Origin of the sequence: Deinococcus sp. (genome assembly GCF_018260555.1) — a bacterium.
GTDB lineage: Bacteria > Deinococcota > Deinococci > Deinococcales > Deinococcaceae > Deinococcus.
Genome location: NZ_JAGLBB010000059.1, coordinates 1 through 19,131, shown reverse-complemented (window position 1 = coordinate 19,131; position 19,131 = coordinate 1). Strand labels below are relative to the sequence as shown.

Annotated in this window: 16 protein-coding genes; 5 read left to right on the top strand and 11 right to left on the bottom strand. The window is 68.1% G+C overall.

The window, feature by feature from the left end; all coding sequences use genetic code 11:
* Positions 1–87: 87 nt before the first annotated feature.
* Complete coding sequence (locus tag QZ271_RS11360) at positions 88–531, bottom strand: hypothetical protein (protein ID WP_291431527.1); 444 nt, start codon at positions 529–531, stop codon at positions 88–90.
* A 235-nt stretch (positions 532–766) separates the two neighbouring features.
* Entirely contained in the window at positions 767–1,654 is an 888-nt protein-coding gene (gene purU / locus QZ271_RS11355) for a formyltetrahydrofolate deformylase (RefSeq protein ID WP_291431525.1), read from the bottom strand.
* 44 nt (positions 1,655–1,698) lie between these two features.
* Here purU and QZ271_RS11350 point away from each other — a divergent pair, with 44 nt between their 5' ends.
* Positions 1,699–2,802, top strand: coding sequence for an aminopeptidase (locus QZ271_RS11350; RefSeq protein WP_291431524.1), 1,104 nt, complete (start codon positions 1,699–1,701; stop codon positions 2,800–2,802).
* A gap of 158 nt (positions 2,803–2,960) precedes the next feature.
* Here the strand turns inward: QZ271_RS11350 and QZ271_RS11345 are convergent, their stop codons facing one another.
* From QZ271_RS11345 to secA, 4 genes are all read right to left on the bottom strand, one after another.
* A complete protein-coding gene (locus QZ271_RS11345; RefSeq protein ID WP_291431521.1) occupies positions 2,961–3,560 on the bottom strand; it encodes an HAD family phosphatase in 600 nt (199 codons plus the stop codon).
* Positions 3,561–3,755: 195 nt separating this feature from the next.
* Positions 3,756–6,587 (bottom strand): DNA polymerase I, encoded by a 2,832-nt coding sequence (gene polA, locus QZ271_RS11340; protein WP_291431519.1) that lies wholly within the window; start codon positions 6,585–6,587, stop codon positions 3,756–3,758.
* Positions 6,588–6,751: 164 nt separating this feature from the next.
* Positions 6,752–6,958 carry a hypothetical protein gene (locus QZ271_RS11335; RefSeq protein ID WP_291431517.1) on the bottom strand — a complete coding sequence of 69 codons (207 nt, stop codon included), beginning with the start codon at positions 6,956–6,958 and terminating at the stop codon, positions 6,752–6,754.
* Between the two features lie 447 nt (positions 6,959–7,405).
* Positions 7,406–10,015, bottom strand: a complete 2,610-nt coding sequence (gene secA, locus QZ271_RS11330) for a preprotein translocase subunit SecA (RefSeq protein ID WP_291431515.1) — start codon at positions 10,013–10,015, stop codon at positions 7,406–7,408.
* A gap of 262 nt (positions 10,016–10,277) precedes the next feature.
* Between secA and QZ271_RS11325 the strand changes: the two genes are divergently transcribed.
* On the top strand, positions 10,278–10,742 hold the full coding sequence (locus QZ271_RS11325) for a hypothetical protein (RefSeq protein ID WP_291431513.1): 465 nt from the start codon (positions 10,278–10,280) through the stop codon (positions 10,740–10,742).
* A gap of 102 nt (positions 10,743–10,844) precedes the next feature.
* On the opposite strand, the gene QZ271_RS11320 is transcribed toward QZ271_RS11325, so the two are convergent.
* Both QZ271_RS11320 and ppgK read right to left on the bottom strand, forming a co-directional pair.
* Positions 10,845–12,017, bottom strand: a complete 1,173-nt coding sequence (locus QZ271_RS11320) for an amidohydrolase family protein (protein ID WP_291431511.1) — start codon at positions 12,015–12,017, stop codon at positions 10,845–10,847.
* A 232-nt stretch (positions 12,018–12,249) separates the two neighbouring features.
* Positions 12,250–13,083, bottom strand: a complete 834-nt coding sequence (gene ppgK, locus QZ271_RS11315; protein ID WP_291431509.1) for a polyphosphate--glucose phosphotransferase — start codon at positions 13,081–13,083, stop codon at positions 12,250–12,252.
* A 300-nt stretch (positions 13,084–13,383) separates the two neighbouring features.
* Here ppgK and QZ271_RS11310 point away from each other — a divergent pair, with 300 nt between their 5' ends.
* On the top strand, positions 13,384–14,001 hold the full coding sequence (locus QZ271_RS11310) for a TetR/AcrR family transcriptional regulator (protein ID WP_291431507.1): 618 nt from the start codon (positions 13,384–13,386) through the stop codon (positions 13,999–14,001).
* A 294-nt stretch (positions 14,002–14,295) separates the two neighbouring features.
* On the top strand, positions 14,296–15,792 hold the full coding sequence (locus tag QZ271_RS11305) for a 2-phosphoglycerate kinase (protein WP_291431505.1): 1,497 nt from the start codon (positions 14,296–14,298) through the stop codon (positions 15,790–15,792).
* Positions 15,793–16,005: 213 nt separating this feature from the next.
* Here QZ271_RS11305 and QZ271_RS11300 read toward each other — a convergent pair whose 3' ends face one another.
* From QZ271_RS11300 to QZ271_RS11290, 3 genes are all read right to left on the bottom strand, one after another.
* Complete coding sequence (locus QZ271_RS11300; RefSeq protein ID WP_291431503.1) at positions 16,006–16,422, bottom strand: organic hydroperoxide resistance protein; 417 nt, start codon at positions 16,420–16,422, stop codon at positions 16,006–16,008.
* Between the two features lie 229 nt (positions 16,423–16,651).
* Positions 16,652–17,311, bottom strand: a complete 660-nt coding sequence (pdxH, locus tag QZ271_RS11295; RefSeq protein ID WP_291431501.1) for a pyridoxamine 5'-phosphate oxidase — start codon at positions 17,309–17,311, stop codon at positions 16,652–16,654.
* The gene (locus QZ271_RS11290; protein ID WP_291431499.1) at positions 17,308–18,189 is read right to left on the bottom strand and encodes a DNA-formamidopyrimidine glycosylase; all 882 of its coding nucleotides are present in this window, start codon (positions 18,187–18,189) and stop codon (positions 17,308–17,310) included. The genes pdxH and QZ271_RS11290 overlap by 4 nt, the downstream gene beginning before the upstream one ends.
* Positions 18,190–18,286: 97 nt before the next feature.
* Here QZ271_RS11290 and QZ271_RS11285 point away from each other — a divergent pair, with 97 nt between their 5' ends.
* Entirely contained in the window at positions 18,287–18,949 is a 663-nt protein-coding gene (locus QZ271_RS11285; protein WP_291431497.1) for a pyrrolidone-carboxylate peptidase, read from the top strand.
* Positions 18,950–19,131: the final 182 nt, after the last annotated feature.

Sequence of the window (19,131 nt, the reverse complement as noted above, 5' to 3'; positions counted from 1 at the left end):
CATTTGAAAGCAGCTTCTTAGCAATTTATAGGGCTGAATTCAGATTCTGAGCAATTTACCCTGCTGAGCAGTTACGCTTCAACGTACTTAGAGGTTGAAGAAACGCAGCAGGGGCCGCCACCAGGGAATGCCAGCCAGGACGACGAGCATCGCCAGTCCGGTCCAGAGGGCCGCCGCACGGAATCTCAGTGGGTCTGTGGCGGCCTTGCGGCTCTGGACGCTGCCCACGGTGGCGAACACGGCGGCCAGGACGCCCAGGCCCAGGTGCTCCCACTGGAAGCTGGGGCGGGGCGCACCGGCGAACACCGGGACGTTCTGCATGCCCATGAACGCGAACAGCAGCAGGCCCAGCACCACCTGAAGGTGCAGGCTGCCCATGAACGCCGCGACGGGGCGGCGGTCGGCGGGCGTGAAGAGTCGGCCACTGGTCAGTCCGGGAATGGACCGCACCAGCGCCCACAGGCCAGTCAGCAGGATCACCCAGCGGTTGAGATTGTGAAGGGTCAGAAGGACGAGGTACAGGGTCGCCATGCGAACCAGCCTACCCCTGACCGAGCGGTAAGCTCAAGGGACACGGGTGCGGCGGGACGTGGGGGTAGACCTCATGGCCACTCCCCTGCCCACGCCATCTCATACGGATTCCGTCTGTTTCGCTGACAATCCGGAACTTCACCGGATTGCCAACTCCACGCCCGGAACCCGCTTCTCTCCTTCTCGCTCCGCTCGGATTGAACGGTCTTTGCAGCCCATTCAATCGGAGTCCGGATCAGAACACGACGGTCTTGTTGCCGTGGACCAGCACACGGTCTTCCACGTGAGCTTTCACGGCGCGGGCCAGCACCTGCCGTTCCACGTCGCGGCCCAGGCGCATCAGGGTGTCCGGCGTCTCGCGGTGCGTGACGGGAATCACGTCCTGCGCGATGATCGGCCCGGCGTCGAGTTCCTCGGTGACGTAGTGGCTGGTCGCGCCGATCAGTTTCACGCCCCGGTTGAACGCCGCGCGGTACGGGTTGGCCCCCACGAACGCCGGCAGGAACGAATGGTGAATGTTGATCACGGGCCGCCCGAACGAGCGCAGCAGCTCGCCGCTCAGGATCTGCATGTAGCGCGCCAGCACGGCGAAATCCACGTTCGCCTCGTGCATGAGGCGCACCTGCTCGGCCTCGGCTTCGGCCTTGTTGTCCTTCGTGACCTTCACGACATGGAAGGGAATGCCGAACATCTCTGCGTCGCGCCGCAGGTCCTCGTGGTTACTGATGATCAGCGGAATCTCCACGTTCAGTTCGCCCCGGCGCTTGCGCCACATCAGGTCCAGGAAGCAGTGATCGTAGCGGCTGACCAGCACGGCCATGCGCTTGGGCTGCGTGGTGTAATGCACGCTCCAGTCCATGCCGAACGGCGTGGCGACCACGTTCTCGAACGCCCGCTCGAAGGGGTCGCGGGCCAGGTCCAGTCCCGCGAGGTGAAATTCCATGCGCATGAAGAACATGCCGCCCTGCGGGTCCGTGCTGTGCTGATCACTGTGGATGATGTTCGCGCCGTGGTTGTGCAGGAACTGCGAGACGGCCGCGACAATCCCGCCCCGGTCCGGGCAGGTGATCGTCAGTACGGCGGTGTTCTGGGGGTCGGGCGCAGTTGAAACGGGGGCCGTCATATCCGGCGAGAATACCCCGCGCGGCGGGTGGTAGCCTCGCGGACGTGCAAACAAACACCCCCCACGGCACCCTGCTGGCATACGACCCGGACCTTCACGCGGCCCTGCTGGCCGACTACTGCCTGTCGGCCGCGCCCGGCGAGCGCCTGCTGATCGCGGGCGGGCAGGAGGCCACGCCCCTGATCCGCGCCGTGACCCGCGCCCTGCTCATGCGCGGCGCGCGGCCCGTGACCCGCGTGGACTACCCCGGCCAGAACGAGGACCTCGCGGAACTCGCCAGCGACGCCGTGCTGGACGCCATTCACGCCGCCGACCTGAGCGACATGGAAGCCCTGGACGGCAGCCTGCGCGTCCTGACGCCCGCCCCCGCCCGAAACGTGGACGCCGCCCGCCGCGCCCGACTGCTGGCCGCCCGCGCGCCCATCGCCGCTGCCCGCGCCCGCCGCAAGTGGAGCCTGACCCTCTCCCCCACCGCGCACGCCGCCGCGCAGGCAGGCATGAGCGAAACGCAGTTCGCGGACTTCGTGATGCGCGCCATGTTCCTCGACCGGCCCGACCCGGTCGCCGCGTGGGCCGAGGTGCGGCTCATGCAGGCCCGCCTGATCGAACGCCTGACCCGCGCCGACATGGTCCGTATCGAGGCGCCCGGCACCGACCTGACCCTGCGCGTGGGCGGGCGCACCTGGGCGAACAGCGACGGGCGGCGCAACATGCCCAGCGGCGAGGTCTTCACCGGCCCCCTTGAGGACAGCGCCGAAGGGACCGTGACGTTCACCGTGCCCGCCGAGTACCAGGGGCAGATGGTGCGCGGCGCCCGCCTGGAATTCCGCGCCGGGCAGGTCGTGACCGCCAGCGCCGACGAGGGCGAAAGCGCCCTGCACGCCGCGCTGAACACCGACCCCGGCGCGCGCCGCCTGGGCGAACTGGGCATCGGCACGAACACCGGCATTCAGGTCCCCACCGGGAACATCCTGTTCGACGAGAAGATCGGCGGAACCGTGCACCTCGCCATCGGCCGGAGCTACCCGGAAACGGGCGGCTTGAACGTCAGCGCCGTCCACTGGGACCTGATCACGGACCTGCGCCAGGGCGGCCGCCTGAGCCTGGACGGCGAAGTCGTGCAGGAAGACGGCGTGTTCCTGATCTGAGCGGGACACCGACAGCGGCCCCCAATTCACGCAACTACCCACTGGCGTGATCTGGGTATTCAGGAGCAGTCCGGGGGCGGGCAAGAGTCCGGAGTCGGTGGCGTCGCTGGGCGGCGCCTCACGGCGCCAGCAGCCGAGGGCTCCGGCGCGCCCCTCCCCTATTTCACACCTAGCGCCGCCAGTTCCTCCCGGAGTTGCGCGGCGTTCTCGTACCGCACGGCGTGCATGCCGACCGAGCGGGCGGCCTCGGCGTTCTGGGCGCGGTCGTCGATCATGACGGCCTCTTCGGGGCGCAGGTTGGCAAGGTTCAAGCCCAGGCGGTAGATGCCCGGGTTGGGTTTCATGACGCCCAGGTAGCAGGAACTGAAGAAGGCCAGCAGGAACTCGTGCAGGGCGTAGGTGCGGATGCGGAACTCGTTCAGGTCGCGGCCCTCGTTGTTCAGGGCGTACATGCGGTAGCGGCCGCTCAGGTCGCGGGCAAGGGCCAGGGCGTCGTCGTGGGGGCGGCTCTCGGCTTCCATGGCCGCGCGGAAGGCCTCGCGGGAAAAGTCACACGGGGCGTGGAACACCGTCTGCGACAGGTACTCGTCGAGGGTCATGCGGCCCAGTTCGAGTTCCGGCACGGCCAGTTTGTGCCGCTCGGTGAACTCGGTCAGGTCCAGCCCGAAGCGGGAGAGAACATCCGCGCGTTGCTCGCGGTCCCAGCCGTTCGTGAGAAGCACCCCGCCGATATCCCAGAAGACAGCCTTTATGGTCATGCGCGTAGGCTACGCGTGGGCAGCGGCCGTCCGGCAGACGCACAAGAAAGCGTGAGGGGCTGGCTCCCTTCCCCCACCCACGCCCCGTCCCACCCTTTATACGGACTGCGCTCCATACCGCCCAATCCGTATGGTGTTCACACTCGCGTCCACTCGGATCGATTCGGCGCTGTACCGAATCAACCGCAATCCGTTTTACTTCGTGTCGTACCAGTTCGGGCCGGTCCCGGCCTCGACGGCCAGGGGGACCTTGAGGCTGGCGGCGCCTTCCATGATGGTCTGCACGAGCCGGCTGATCTCGTCGGCCTTCTCCTCGGGCGCCTCGATCAGCAGTTCGTCGTGGACTTGCAGCAGGAGGTGTGCGCCGGTGCCCCGGAGTTCCCGGTCAAGTTTGATCATGGCGAGTTTGATGATGTCGGCGGCGGTCCCCTGGATCGGCATGTTGTACGCAAGGCGTTCGCCGGCTTCGCGCAGGGTGCGGTTGCTGGCAACGAGTTCCGGGACGTAGCGGCGGCGGCCGTACAGGGTTTCCACGTAACCGTTCTGGCGGCCGAATTCGAGGGTGCGGTCGATGTACCCGCGAATGCCGGGGTAGGTATTGAAGTACGTTTCGATGAATCCGGCGGCGTCGGCGTAGGGGATGCCCAGGTCGCCGCTCAGGCGGTGGGCGCTCATGCCGTACAGCACACCGAAGTTCACGGTCTTGGCGGCGCGGCGCTGGTCGGGGGTAATGGTGGCCTCGTCAAGCCCGAGGACCTGCGCGGCGGTGCGGCGGTGAATATCGGCACCTTCCTGAAAGGCCTGTTGCATCAGGGGGTCGTCGGCAATGTGGGCCAGGAGGCGCAGCTCAATCTGGGAGTAGTCGGCGCTGATCAGGCACATGCCGGGCGCGGCGATGAAGCCCTTGCGGATTTCGCGGCCCGCTTCGCTGCGGATGGGGATGTTCTGCAGGTTGGGATTGAGGCTGCTGAGCCTGCCGGTGGCGACGGCGGCCTGCGCGAAGGTGGTGTGCAGGCGGCCCGTGGCGGGGTTCACGAGGTTGGGGAGGGGTTCGAGGTACGTGCCGCGCAGTTTTTCCAGTTCGCGGTACTCCAGCAGGGCGGGAATGATCGGGTGCTCGTCCCGGAGGGGTTCGAGGGCGGCGACGGCGGTGCTGCGCTTGCCGGTCAGTTTGGTTTTCTTGGCGCTCGCCAGGCCGAGTTCGTCGTACAGGACCGCTTCGAGCTGGTCGCGGCTGCGAATCTGGAATTCACGTCCGGCGAGCGAGTGGATCTGCGTTTCGAGCACCTGGAGGCGGGAGGCGGTAGCGGCAGACAGGCCGCGCAGGTACTCGCTGTCCAGTTGCACGCCCCGGACTTCCATGCGGGTCAGCACGCCGGACAGGGGTTGTTCCATGTCGTCGTACAGGGCGCGGCGGGTGTCGTCGAGCAGCGGGGGCAGCAGCCTCAGCAGTTGGGCGGTGGCGGCGGCGCGGCTAGCGGCGTCCCCCGGCCAGGGGGCGTTCAGGTAGCGCACCGCGACGGCGTTCATGGTGGTGTTGGCCGGGTCGAGCAGGTACGCCATGAGCAGGGGGTCGTCGCCGGGTTCGGTGTTCAGGCCGCGCACGCGCAGGTGCGTGGCCAGGGCCTTGGCGGCGGCAGCCGTCACGGTCGGCTGGGAGGCGAATTCGCTTTCGCTGACGGTGGCGGGGTACTGCGCGCGGAGTTTCGCGGCCGCCCTTTCCTGGTCCTTCAGGGCCTTCTCGGCCGTCTTCTGCTGCGTTTTTGTCAGGGGGGCTGCGGGCGTATCTGGGTTGTCGAAGAGAGTGCCGGGCGGGGCGTACACCTCTGCTTTCTTCCACTCGGTAGGTTCGTGGGTGGGCGCGGTCCGCAGCACTCCGCTGTACTCCCCGGCGGCGGGGTCGCCGGTCGCTTCGAAGGTGGCGGCCTCGGTCAGGGCGGCGGTCAGGTCGTCCTCGCGGGACAGGGCGTACCCCCAGATGACCGGCCCGGTGGGGGCCTGCCAGGGGGCCGTGCGGGTCATGAGGTCCGGGAGGCGTCCGCCGGGTTCGTCGTGCGCGGCCGTCTGGTGCAGGGCCGTCTGGTACAGGGCCGTCTGGTGCGGGGCCGAGTGGTGGGCAGCGTCGAGCACGCTGTCTGGCAGGGCCGGGCTGGCGTCGGCGGCGTCCAGGGCGGCCACGTCACGCTTGACGCTCATCAGGTTCAGTTCGTCCAGCAACTCTTCCAGTCGGGCCGGGTTCCCCGGCAGTCGCCCGGTCCCGAGTTCCACGTCCAGCGGCAGGTCCGTGACCATGCATGACAGCCCGTGGCTGAACTGCACGTTCTCCTCGGAGTCCAGCAGTTTCTGGCGGGTTCCGTCGGGTTTCAGGGTTCCAGCCTTCGCGGCGGCGTAGATGCCTTCGAGCGAACCGTACTCCTGAAGCAGCTTCGACGCGGTCTTCGGGCCGATGCCCCTGGCGCCGGGAATGTTATCGCTGGCGTCGCCGGTCAGGGCGCGGTAGTCCACCCACTGCCGGACGGTCACGCCGTACTTTTCGAGTACCTCGTCCGGGCCGATCAGGCGGAAGTCGTTCGTGATGACGCGCACGTGATCGTCGAGCAGCTGGTACGCGTCGCGGTCACTGGTCACGATCCGCACCTGCATGCCGGTGCCCTCGGCCTTACGGGTCAGGCTGGCGATCACGTCGTCCGCCTCGAACCCGGGTTCCTCCAGGCGCGGCAGGCCGATGGCGTCCACAATCTCGCGGATACGGTTGATCTGTCCGGGCAGGTCGGCGGGCATCTCGGCCCGACCGGCCTTGTACCCGTCGAACTGCTCGTGCCGGAAGGTCTTGACCGGCGGGTCAAACACCACGATCACCTGATTGCTTTTCTGCCGCGCCAGGCGCAGGGTCAGGCGCAGGAATCCCAGGATGGCGTGCGTGCTTTCGCCCTGCCGGTTGGTCAGGGGCGGCAGGGCAAAATACGACCGGAACGCCAGGGCGTGCCCGTCGATCAGCACCAGGGTATCGGGTGAAGCGGAGGTCATAACCCCCATTCTACTGTGGGCGTAATACGGCTGGGGGCCGCCAAGGCAGCCGCCCACGCTTCACCCCTGCCAGCGGCGGGTTGTCACAACCACTAACAGAAGGTGATGCGGTCGCAGAGGTCTTAATGGGAGAACGAACTCAAGCAGACGCGGGTTGCGTGCACTCAGTCGGCCGCCTGCGGGTAATGGGCGTGTTCATCGGCACTGGCGGCAGCCGTCACGCGGCGGTTGTACGCGCGGGGCAAGGGCTGAAGGTCAGCGGGAAGGTCACACTGCTCGGTCAGCAGGGCGCGGTCGTCACGCGTGAGCGCAACGAAGGCACCCAGCATGATCAGGAGTGTCAGGGCCGCCATGATCAGGAGCAGGTTCATACGGGTAGTGTCGCCCTGGCAGCCTTGCCGGGACATGACGGCCCTCTCAAGGCGACTGAAGCGAATCTTCAGCGGCACTACAGGCAACGCTGAGGGAACGTCCATCTTCCCGTTCCCCCGGCGAGGAGGCGCACCCAGGACCTGCGCTGAGACAGGTTCGGCCTTGCCCTATGGAGGGCAACGCGGCGAGCTGCTGTCCCTGAAGGGCAGCGGCCCGGACGCATCTGACCCCGGCAATCTGACGGCCCACGTCGAGCTGAGGCTCCATTCATCCGGACAACACATTCAACATCAGGGAAGCCCACGACGCAGCGACGGGCGGCCAACGAAATCGGCGGCGGGCCGTCTGATACGGACCGCAGCTCCATACCGCGAAACCCGTATAGTGTTCCTACTCGCATCCGCTCGGATTGATTCAGGACTGCACCGAAGCAATCGGAATCTGTCTTAGCCGGTCTGACCGAACTGCATTCTGAACACGAATTTGGTGACGTCCGTTTTGAGGTTGTCGACCATTTCGTTGAACATGTTGGTCGCCTCGAACTTGTACTCGGTGAACGGGTCGCGCTGGCCGTAGCCGCGCAGGCCGATGCCCTGGCGCAGGACATCCATGTTGTGCAGGTGTTCTTTCCAGTGCTGATCGACCGTCTGGAGCAGCACGTAGCGCGCCAGGCTGATGAGCATGGTGTTGCCCAGTTCGTCGCGGCGGGCGTCGTAGGCGTCGGCCACGGCCTTGAGTAGCGTGTCCTGCGCGTCGGCGGGGCTCATGGCGCGCAGTCCCTCGAAGTCGAAGGATTCGAGTTGCGGGGTGGTGTCCAGCACGGCGGCTTTCAGGCCTTCGGTGTCCCACTGGTCGTGGGTGGCCTCGGCGGGCAGGTACGTGGCGAGCTGCATATCGACGTAGTCGGCGATCATGCCCTCGGTGCTTTCCTCGACGTCGCTGTCTGGCCCGAGCAGGACCTCGCGGCGCTGGGCGTAGATGGTGTCGCGCTGCTTGCTCATGACGTTGTCGAATTCCAGCAGTTGCTTGCGGGTGCTGAAGTTGCGGTCCTCGACACGCGCCTGCGCTTTCTCGATGGCGCCGGTCACCATCTTCGCCTCGATGGGCTGGCTGTCGTCCATGCCAAGGCGGTCCATCATGGCGATCACGCGGTCGTTGGCGAACAGGCGCATCAGGTCGTCCTCGAAGGACACGTAGAAGCGGCTGCTGCCGGGGTCGCCCTGACGTCCGGCGCGGCCGCGCAGCTGGTTGTCGATGCGGCGGCTCTCGTGGCGTTCCGTGCCGATGATGTGCAGTCCGCCGATGTCCTTGACCTTCTGGCGGTCGGCGAGAATGTCGGCCTGCACCTGTAGGGCCTGCCGGGCAAAGTCCTCGGTCATGCCGGGGATCAGCATGCCGGCCTGCACGGCGTTCTCGTCCTGGCGGCTGACGGCCTTGATAAACCCTTCGGCTTCGGGGGTAAATCGGCTGATGCCGAAGTTCTGCTCGATGGCTTCACCCAGGATGAACTCGGCGTTCCCGCCCAGCATGATGTCGGTGCCGCGCCCGGCCATGTTCGTGGCGATGGTCACGGTGCCGGAGCGGCCGGCCTGCGCGATGATGCTGGCTTCCTGCGCCTCGAACTTGGCGTTCAGGACGCTGTGTTTCACGCCGGCCTGCGTGAGGAGACCGCTGAGCTGTTCGCTGGTGACGATGCTGGCCGTGCCGATCAGGACGGGGCGGCCGGTCGCCTGGAGTTCCACGACTTCCTGCACAACGGCGTTGTACTTGCCCAGGCGGGTGCGGTACACGAGGTCCTCGGCGTCCTTGCGCAGGATGGGCTGGTTGGTGGGGATGACAAGAACGTCGCTGCCGTAGATGTCGAGGAATTCCTTCTCCTCGGTCTTGGCGGTGCCGGTCATGCCCGAGAACTTGCGGTACAGGCGGAAGAAGTTCTGGTACGTGATGGTCGCGAGCGTCTGGTTCTCGTTCTCGATCTTCACGCCTTCTTTCGCTTCAATGGCCTGGTGCAGGCCCTCGCCGTAGCGGCGTCCGGGCATGGAGCGCCCCGTGAACTCGTCCACGATGATGACCTCGCCCTCGGCGTTCACGATGTAGTCCTTCTCGCGCTGGTACAGTTCGCGGGCGCGGATGGCCTGGGTGATCATGTGGGCCTTGTCCATGTTCTCGGGGCTGTACAGGTCCCCGAGGCTCAGCAGGCGCTCGATCTTGCCGATACCGCCCTCGGTCAGGTGCACCTGCTTGCTCTTCTCGTCGATGGTGTAGTCGCCGGTCGGTTCCGTACGCACGCCGGGTTCGGCGGGTTCGCCTTTTTGCAGGCGGCGGATCAGTTTGGCGTACACGTAGTACAGGTCCGTGGCCTTCTCAGCCTGCCCGCTGATGATCAGGGGCGTGCGGGCCTCGTCGATCAGGATGGAATCCACCTCGTCCACGATGGCGAAGTTCAGGGGGTGCTCGGCGCGCAGGGCGAGGGCCTCGCGGCTCTGGGCCATGTTGTCACGCAGGTAATCAAAGCCCAGTTCGCTGTTCGTCACGTACGTGATATCGCAGGCGTACGCGGCCTGCTTCTGCGCGGGTTGCAGTTCGCGGCTGGCAAGGCCGACGGTCAGGCCGAGGGTGCGGTACAGCAGACTCATTTCTTCCATGCCAACCCGCGCGAGGTAATCGTTGGAAGTCACCAGGTGCGCGCCGTGTCCTTCCAGCGCGTTCAGGGCGAGGGCCAGCGTAGCGACCAGGGTCTTGCCTTCCCCGGTGCGCATCTCCGCGATGCGGCCCCGGTGCAGGGCGTACCCGCCGATCAGCTGCACGTCGTAGTGGCGTTTGCCGATGGAGCGGCGGCCCGCCTCGCGGATCAGCGCGAAGGCCGGAACGACCACATCATCGAGGGTCTCGCCGCCCTCCTGAACGCGGCGGCGCAGGTCCATGAAGGCTGCGGCGAGATCTTCCACTTTCATGGTTTCTTCTTCCAGGGCGTTCACGGGTTGCACGACCGTCTTCACGATCTGCGCCACGTCGCGCTGGTTGTTATCGAATAATTTGTTCAGGACACGGAACATGACGAGTGAGTATAACGCGCTGTCGGCCCGGGATACGAACGGATTTCAGTGAGACGCGCATAAGCAACTTGAGCCGCGAACGCTCAGGCACCGTGAACGAGACGGACTGCGGCTCCATACCGCGAAGGGGCATCTGCCGTTCCTCATCGCATTCGCTCACATCCGTTCAGAGCGACACGGGATCAATCGGGATACTCAGGACTGCTTCGGAGGCGACTGGAAGGTCTCGCCGGTCCTCATGTGCGGCCCGTATGATCTGCTCATGACCCTGCGTGTCCTGACGGCTGCCGTGCTGCTTCCCGTTCTCATAGCCTCCTGCGCTCCGGTGGCGTCCCTGCTGGCCGCCCGCGACGAGCAGGGGCCCTCACCGCGTCAGGCGGGACCCCTGACGGTCGGGGAAACCTGGACCGTGACCGGCCCCATCGACGGGCGCAGCGTGACCGCCACCATCAGCATCCCGGACCTCGTGCCCGTGGCAAGTGGCACGGCCAGCGTGAACGAGCGTGACCGACTCGACGCCTTCGCCACAGGCCGCGAGGGGTTCAGCGTGGCGCACTACGACCCGGAGCGCCGCTCTGTCACGTTTTCCTGGGTGGCCACCAGGAACACCACGTACACCTGTGAGGTTACGTCTCTGTTGAGCCTGCCGTACCAGGGTCGCCTGACCATGCAGCGCGGCGGTCAGACCGTCGCGAACGGCACCTGCCAGGCGAACTTCAGCCAGTAATACGCCCTTCCATCAGATAGGTGCCGACAGCCCTGAACGCCGGAGCGGGTTCCGGGCTCTCTGCGCCTTTTTCCGGGTTCGCCCAACAGCGTCGGAGGGCGGTCAGCGCCAGAGGTACGCCTCGTTCCAGGGCTCGCCCCGGCGGATGAACGCCGCGCGGCTGCCGAGCACGCGGTGCCCGCCTTTCACGGCGGCGCGCACGATCACGCGCGGGTCCAGGGTGGGGTATAGCGTCCGCGCGAACGCGACTTCCTCGCGCACGTCCAGCGAGCCGCCACTGGCGACCGAATCGGTGCCCAGCGCGACCTCCACCCCGGCCGCCGCGAAGGCCGCCCAGGGGAACACGCCGCACTCCAGGTGGTGGTTGCTGCGTGGGCAGGTCACGACGGCGCTCCCCGCCCGGGCCACGCGCGCGATGTCATCCGGGGTGACGTTCACCATGTGGACCAGCGTGGGTTTCGCGGTCAGTACGCCCAGTTCGTCGAGGTACCGCACGGGCGTCAGACCCGGTTCCGGCGCGCGGCCGATCACGTCCGCGAAGGTGGCTGGGTAGAACGCTGCCAGCCGGTTGTCCCAGATGGGGCCACCGCCGCGCGCATACAGGTCGTGCTCGGCGGGGTGCTCGGCCACGTGGATCTGCAGGGGCAGGCCCTCGCCGGCGGCGTAATCACACAGCAGCCTCATCAGGCGGTGGTTGACGGTGTGCGGCGTGTGCGGGGACAGGCCCACGCGCGGCCCGCCAGGGCGTTCCAGGCGGCGCCAGCGATCCACACGCCCGCGGATGGTGCGCCAGGTCGCCTCGGCCTGCTCCGGAAAGGCACTCAGCGCCTCGTAGTACAGCACGCCGCTCAGGTCCTCGCGGGCCAGCAGGGCGTCCATGACCTCCGGCGCGTGCATGTACACGATGTCCCCTACGCCGCCCGCGCCCAGGCGGCGCAGGGTGTCCGCGCCGTGCAGGGCCGCCTCGACGGTGCGTTTCTCGCGTTGCGGGACAACCACCTCCGGAATCCAGCGGAAGTACGGCAGGGCCGTGAACGCGTAGCCGCTCATGTCCAGGTGCGTGTGGGCGTTCACGGGCGGCGGCGCGATCACGCCGCCCACCGCTTCCTCACGCGCGTGCGGGTACGAGGCGCGCAGCGCGGCCGGATCACCCGTCGCCGCGACCATGCCGCCCACCACGACCACGCCGCCCGGCGACTGCGCGCCCCCCATGCCCGTGAACAGCACGTCGCAGGTGAGCAGGCGGGGCAGGTGCGGGTCAGGTAGGTCGGTCATGGGCGGCATGCTACGCCGCGCCGCGCGGGACCACCTTCAGGAAGGGTGGGATACGGACTGCGCTTGAGAAGCGTGGGCCGGATCGCCGGGAGTGCTGGGCACCGATCGGGACGTGTCGAGCGGTACGCTCAGGCGACACGGAGCCGCGCGGGACGGGCCGGACCACAGGTCGAAAGGCGGCGCGACCGGCGCCCGGGGCTGCACGGCGGTTAGGGGCTCTGCGTGGTACGCGTCAGGCTTTTTTTGGAGTTGCGGCCTTGCGGGCAACGGGCTTGACGGCCGACCCGCTGGCTGCCTTGCTGGCCGGGGAGCTGGGAGTGGCAGGCGGGGCGCTGCCGGCCATCATGGCGGCCCCGACGATACCGGCCTCGTTTAGCAGGGTGGCAGGCACGACGCGGCTGCGCCCGACTTTCAGGTGTTCCTGCCACTTGTCGGCCTTCTTGCTGACGCCGCCACCAATGATGAACAGGTCCGGGCTGAACAGCAGTTCCAGGTGTTGCAGGTAGGAGCTGACGCGCTTACTCCACTGTTTCCAGTTCAGGTCGTCCTGTTCGCGGGCGCGGTCAGACGCCCAGCTTTCGGCGTGCTTGTCGCGCAGCCACAGGTGCCCGAGTTCGGTATTGGGCACCAGCACACCCTCGTGGATCAGGGCGCTGCCGATGCCGGTGCCGAAGGTCAGGACCATCACGGTGCCCTGCACGCCCTTGCCCGCCCCGAAGCGCGCCTCGGCCAATCCGGCGGCGTCGGCGTCGTTGATCAGGTGCACCTCGTGGCCGGTCGCCTCGCTGAACAGTGCGTTGGCGTCCAGGCCCACCCAGTCCGGGTGGACGTTCGCGGCGGACAGGGTGTGGCCGCGCTGCACGATGCCGGGGAAGGTCACGCCGACCGGCCCCTCGAGTCCGAAGTGAGTGACGAGTTCGGCCACGACCGCCTTGACATCGTCGGGCGCGCCTCCCTCGGGGGTGGGGACGCGCCAGCGTTCGCCGACCAGCTTGCCGGTGCGGGTGTCCACTGGCGCGCCCTTGATGCCGCTGCCGCCGATGTCAATGCCGAGGATCACACTCATGAGGTTCAGCGTACCGCAACCGGCGCGGGCACCGGCCCCCTCCCCCATTGGATGCGTGCCTGCTGTCAGGCTGGACGGACCCTACGGATTGCGGCTGTGTTTTCATACCCCAGAAACACATTGGGAGGCCGACACCACCGCTGGCATCCTCTCCGTTACTGCCCGCGCTGTGGCGCCGCTTCCCGGTCGCGCCCGATTTGAACAGCCCTGACAGACCAATCAACCGGGCCAGTCAAGCGAAATCCGCGTCAAATGGGACGGGGTATCATTTTGGACCCGTGGCAGTATCCTGTGGAGATCATGGATTCAACCTCGCTGCGCGAACGTCAGAAAGAGCGCCGCCGCGCCCGCATCTATACCGTCGCCATTGACCTGTTCAAGCGAGGTGGCTTTCAGACCACCACCGCCACCGATATCGCCAAGGCCAGCAACGTGTCACGCGGCACCTTCTTCAACTACTACCCGTACAAGGAAGCGGTGCTGCTGGACTACGGCAGCGAGGTCATGAGCCGCCTGCGCGACCACGCCGAGACCCGCCTGCAAAGCGGCACCGCCCCGCTGACGGTGCTGTACGAGGTCTGGGACCGCCTGGCCGACGAGAACACCCGCGAGCGTGATCTGTTTCCCCCACTGGCGTACGAGGTCATGAACCCCAACCCGGAACGCGCCCACACCGCGTACCAGGCGCTGCCGCTGAGCAAGGTAGTCGAGCTGATCCTGCGGCCCATGCACCAGGCGGGCATGATGCGCACCGACCTGAGTCTGCAGCGCATCAGCAACCTGATCGCCGATACGTATCTGATGGTCGCGCTGCGTTGGAGCGCCTACGGCACCGAACGCCCCCTGCAAGATGAGATGCGACTGGCCCTGAACCTGCTGCTGGAAGGAGCTGTCAAACGCGACCCGCCCCGCCACTGACCGCCCGTACAGCATCTGCGCCGCGCTGACCGGGCCGGAACGTTACACTGCGGCGCATGGCCCGGCTTTACCCTTCCCTGCGCGGCGCCCCCCCACCCGAACGGGAGCGCCTATGAGACGGATTCCGTCTGTCGGGCTCATCGCCCACCCGGGCACCGGAGTGCCAAGGGCACGCCCGGGCCCGGTGTTGCTCACCCTCGCAGCCGCCGGGTCCGCTCGGGTTGAACGGTTACGCATCCCTGGAAACCACAGACCGTACGACAGGTTCTCGCAACACACTCGACCGGAGCCCACATGAGTCAGCCTGAACTCCGGATCGGCACGGCGCGGCACGCCTTCCCGTTCAGCCGGGGGCTGCTGACCGAGTCGCTCGTCAACGCCGGGGCAGACGCCAGCGTGGCCGCCGCCGCTGCGCGCCGCATCGAGCAGGAGCTGCGGCTGGCGCGGCGCACGCTGGTCAGCCCCACCGAATTGCACGCCCTGATGGCCGAGGTCGCCCATGACCTCGCCGGACCCGAAACGGCGCAGGCAACGGCCCGGCAGACCCCGGCGTTCGTGGACATCATCGTCACGGCGCGCAAGGGCAACCTGCCGTTCAGCCGGGGCGTCCTGGCGCGCACGCTGGAAGACGCCGGACTGTCCGGCAAGGACGCCTACGCCACCGCCAGCAGCGTGGACCTCACACTGCGCCGTCAGGGCGTGCGGGCCCTGAGTGCCGAGGCCATCGACCGCCTCACCGAGGATGTCCTGGCCGAACAGTACGGCGAGCACCTGCGCCTCACCTACCGCTACTTGCAGCACAACAGGGGCAAGCTGGGCGTCATCGGCGGCGGCAGCGAGGTGCCGGTCCCCTTCAGTAAGGGCATCCTGGTGCAGTCCATGCTGGCGGCGGGCGTGCCACCGGACGTGGCGCGCAAGGTGGCGCGCGTCACGCAGCGGGACCTGCGCGGCAGCGAGGACCGCGTGGTGCGCCGCGCCGCCATCCGCGAGAAGGTCGAGGCGCTGCTGCGTGATGAGGTCGGCCCGGATGTCAGCGCCCGCTACCGCCTGCTGCGCGTCATCCGCAGGCCGCCGCGTCCCGTGATCGTGCTGCTGGGCGGCGTGAGTGGCACCGGTAAGAGCTTCCTGGCAGCCGAGATCGCGTACCGGCTGGGCATCACCCGCGTCGTCAGTACCGATTCCATCCGGGAAGTCATGCGGGCCATGGTCTCCCCCGCCCTGGTGCCCACGCTGCACGCCAGCACCTTCAGCGCCTGGGAGGCCCTGCTACCGCCCGGCGCGCCCCGCCCCGAGCATCCCAGCCGCGAGGCTTTGATCGCCGGGTTCCGCGATCAGGTGCAGCAGGTCAGCGTGGGCCTGAGCGCCGTCGTGCAGCGCAGCATGCAGGAGGGCACCAGCCTGGTGCTCGAAGGCGTGCACCTGGTGCCCGGGTACCTTCAGGCCGGGTCGTTCAGGGGGGCGCTGGTCGTGCCGATGCTGGTCACGCTGCCCGACGCCGACGAGCACCAGCGGCACTTCGAGAGCCGCAACGACGAGACCGGCGCCAGCCGCCCCCTGCACCGCTACATGCGCTATTTCCATGAGATCCGGGCCATGCAGGACGAACTGGAAATGCTGGCCACCACCTACGATGTGCCGCTGCTGAACGGACTGACCCTCGACGAGAGCGCCGAGCAGGCCGTGGACGTGGTGCTGCGCCGCGTGATGATCGCCCTGACGCCCGGCGAGCGCCGCGACCTGCTGGGCGAGGACGCCGAGGACACGGATGTGGAAAGCCGCGACCCGACCTGAAGTGCACATAAACCCGCGCGTGCCCCGCTCTGTCCGGGGGACAGGGTGGGGCACACGCGGGAAGACTGGACTCTTACGAACTCCGCTAAATTACGCCACAGTCGGGAAAGCGCCGCCTGCGGCTCCATACCACGAAGGGGCGTATACTGTTCCTCCTCGCATCCGCTCAGATTGATTCGGAGCTGCACCAAATCAATCGGAATCCGTATGAGATCAGCGGACGCTGATGCGCACGTCCACGTTGCCGCGCGTGGCGACACTGTAGGGGCAGACCTCGTGCGCGGCGTGCATCAGCGCGAGCGCCTGCTCTCCGCTCAGGCCCGGGAAGTGCCCCTCAAGTTCCACGTCGAGCCCGAAGGCCAGCCCGGATTTCTGGAGGCCCACGCGGGCGGTGACGGTGCTGTCGTCGGCCAGTTCGATCTTGGCGCGGCGCGCGGCCACGCCCAGGGCACCCTGGAAGCACGCGGCGTACCCGGCGGCGAACAGTTGCTCGGGGTTCGTACCGGGGCCGTCGTCACCGCCGATTCCGGCGGGCACGCTGAGGTTCAGGTCCAGGCGGCCGTCACTGCTCTTGGTGGTGCCGGCGCGGCCTCCAGTGGCGGTTGCTTCTGCGGTGTACAGGTTGCTCATGCGGGTCAGCATGCACCGTGGGTCTCCTGGTGATAGCGAGGCCCGCCACAGAATCCCGCCGGACGGACGGGGCGCCGGGGCCGCTTTGCCAGCCGCGCACACGGGCCTGACCTAGGCGCGCCGGGCAAAACCTTTGATAGTGGGCATGGCGCAGGTTCGGGAAGCGCGTCCGGGCATGTCGCGCCCCGCGAGCCGCCCCTGTGTGGCGGGGCTGGCGGGTCGGGGTCCGTCAGGGCATCAACCGGTCCACGCGCCAGCCCCCACCATCCGGCACGTAGCGGAAGCGGTCGTGCAGGCGGCTCTCGCGGCCCTGCCAGAACTCCCATTCCTGCACCTGCATCCGGTAGCCTCCCCAGAAGGCCGGGCGGGGAATCACGCGGCCCTCCGGGAAGCGGGCGTGCAGCGCGGCGAAGGTCGCGTCAATGGCCGCGCGGTCCCGGATGGGCGCGCTCTGTGGGTCGCTGACATGCGCGGCGAGTTGCGACTCGCGCGGGCGGGCGTGAAAGTACGCGTCGCTCTCGGCGTCCGGCACGCGCGTCACGGGGCCGTAGGCGCGCACCTGCCGTTCGTGCTCGGCCCAGTGGAACAGCCCCTCCGCCTGCGGGTTGGCGGCCAGATCCCGGCCCTTGTGCGACTCGTAGTTGGTGTAGAAGGTCAGGCCGCGTTCGTCCGCGCCGCGCAGCAGGACCGTGCGCACGCCCGGCCGCCCGGCCCCGTCGGCGGTGCCGAGGCTCAGCGCGTACGGTTCGCGCAGGCCCGCGTCGATGGCCTCCTGGAGCCACCCCCGGAACTGCTCGAGCGGATCGGGGTGCAGGTCCGCGCGGCGCAGCTCGGCGCGGGTGTACGACAGCCTCAGGGCGGTCAGGCTCAGTCCGGTCGGGTCGGTCATGCGCGGCCTTCCTGTGCCTGGCCTTTGTGTGCCTGGCCTGCCTGTGCCTGCCCTTCAGGGCGGCGCAGCGGCTGGCACTGCGGGCAGTGGTGCGTGCCCCGCTGGGCCAGCACGGTCTTCTCGATGGTGGTCCAGCAGCGCGGACAGGGCTGGCCGCCGCGTCCGTACACGGCGTGCGCATGCTGGAACAGGCCGGACAGGCCGTCATGTTGCCGGTAGTTGCCCACACCGCTGCCCAGGCTGCTGCCGCCCGCCTCGACGGCGCGGCCCATCACGTCGCGCACCGCCGCGTACAGCCGCGCGGCCTCGTCGCGCGTCAGGTGCGACTGGGCCGGGTGAATGCCCGCGTGCCACAGGCTCTCGTCGGCGTAGATGTTCCCCACGCCGCTCACGGGTCGTTGCGACAGAAGCCAGGGTTTCACCGCGCCTGCCTGGGCGGCCAGCGCCGCGAACGCCTCCTCCCGGAACTCCCCGGAGAGCGGCTCGGGTCCCATCGCCGCCAGGGTCGGCATGCCCGCGTACTCGCCGGGACGCACGACCGCCATCTTCCCGAAACGCCGCGCGTCGTCGAAGAACAGGTCGCCGCCGTCCGTGCGGATGGTCACGCGCGTGTGCTTGCTGCCCTCCAGGCGAAACCCGCCGGTCATGCCCAGATGCACGATGAATTCCAGGTCGTGCGGGCCGTCGCCCTGCGGGGGCGCGAGGTTCAGCATCAGGTACTTCCCACGCCGCGAGAGGCCGGTCACGCGCCGCCCTGCGGCGAGATGCGTGTCGCGGTACTTGTGAGGCGCGTCGTGTTCGACGTGCAGGATCGTCCGGTCCCGCAGCAGCGGCTCGATCTTGCGGCGCGTGGTTTCCACTTCCGGCAGTTCAGGCATACGCCCGAGCATAGGCCGCCCGGCGCGGCGCAACTGCGGCCTTCATTTCAGGAGAGGCGGCCGGCAGCTGGGCCGGGGAACGCGCTACTCTCCGCGCATGATGCCCTTGCTGCTGACTGGTTTCGAGGCGTTCCACTCGCACCCCGTCAACCCGAGTGCCGAGGCGGCCCTGGCACTGGACGGGCTGGTACTGGATGGGCGGGTACTGGACGGGCGGGTACTGGGAGGCCTGCGGGTCGTGTCGGCGCTGCTGCCGGTCGAGCCTGACGCAGCGTGCGCGCGCCTGACGGAACTGCTGGAAACGCAGCGTCCGGCGGCCGTCCTGCTGACCGGACTGGCGAGCGGGCAACCGCAGGTGACGCTGGAACGCGTGGCCGTGAACGTCATGGACTTCCGCATTCCCGACAACGCCGGGCGGCAGCACCGGGACGCCCCTGTCCACGCAGGCGGCCCGGACGCGTACCTGAGCACCCTGCCGCTGCGCGCCGTGCTGACCGCGTGGCAGGCGGCGGACATCCCCGGACATTTGAGCGACACGGCCGGCACGTTCGTGTGCAACGCGGTCATGTACCACGCCCTGCATGCCCTGCGCGCCCTGTGCCGGGCGGACGTGCCGTGCGGGTTCCTGCACCTGCCCGCCAACGCCAGAGTCGCCCTGGCCGAGGCGAAAGCCGTGCCGTACCTCCCACAGGCGGAACTGACCCGCGCGGTCGAGGTGGCCGCCCGGACCGTGGCGGCGGCGGTCAGCGACGGGGCGTAACCGGAACAGCAGCGACACTCCCTACTGCCTACGGAAAGGGCGCACGCCCAGGCTGCCAGCCGCCCGTCTCGCCGCCCGCCCAGTGGCACTCGGTCCCGGCGGGTCGGGACGCCAGAGCGGCCTTCACGGCGTCCAGCGGCACGCGGCGCGCAAAGCGGGTGCGGGCGTGCCACGCGCCCAGC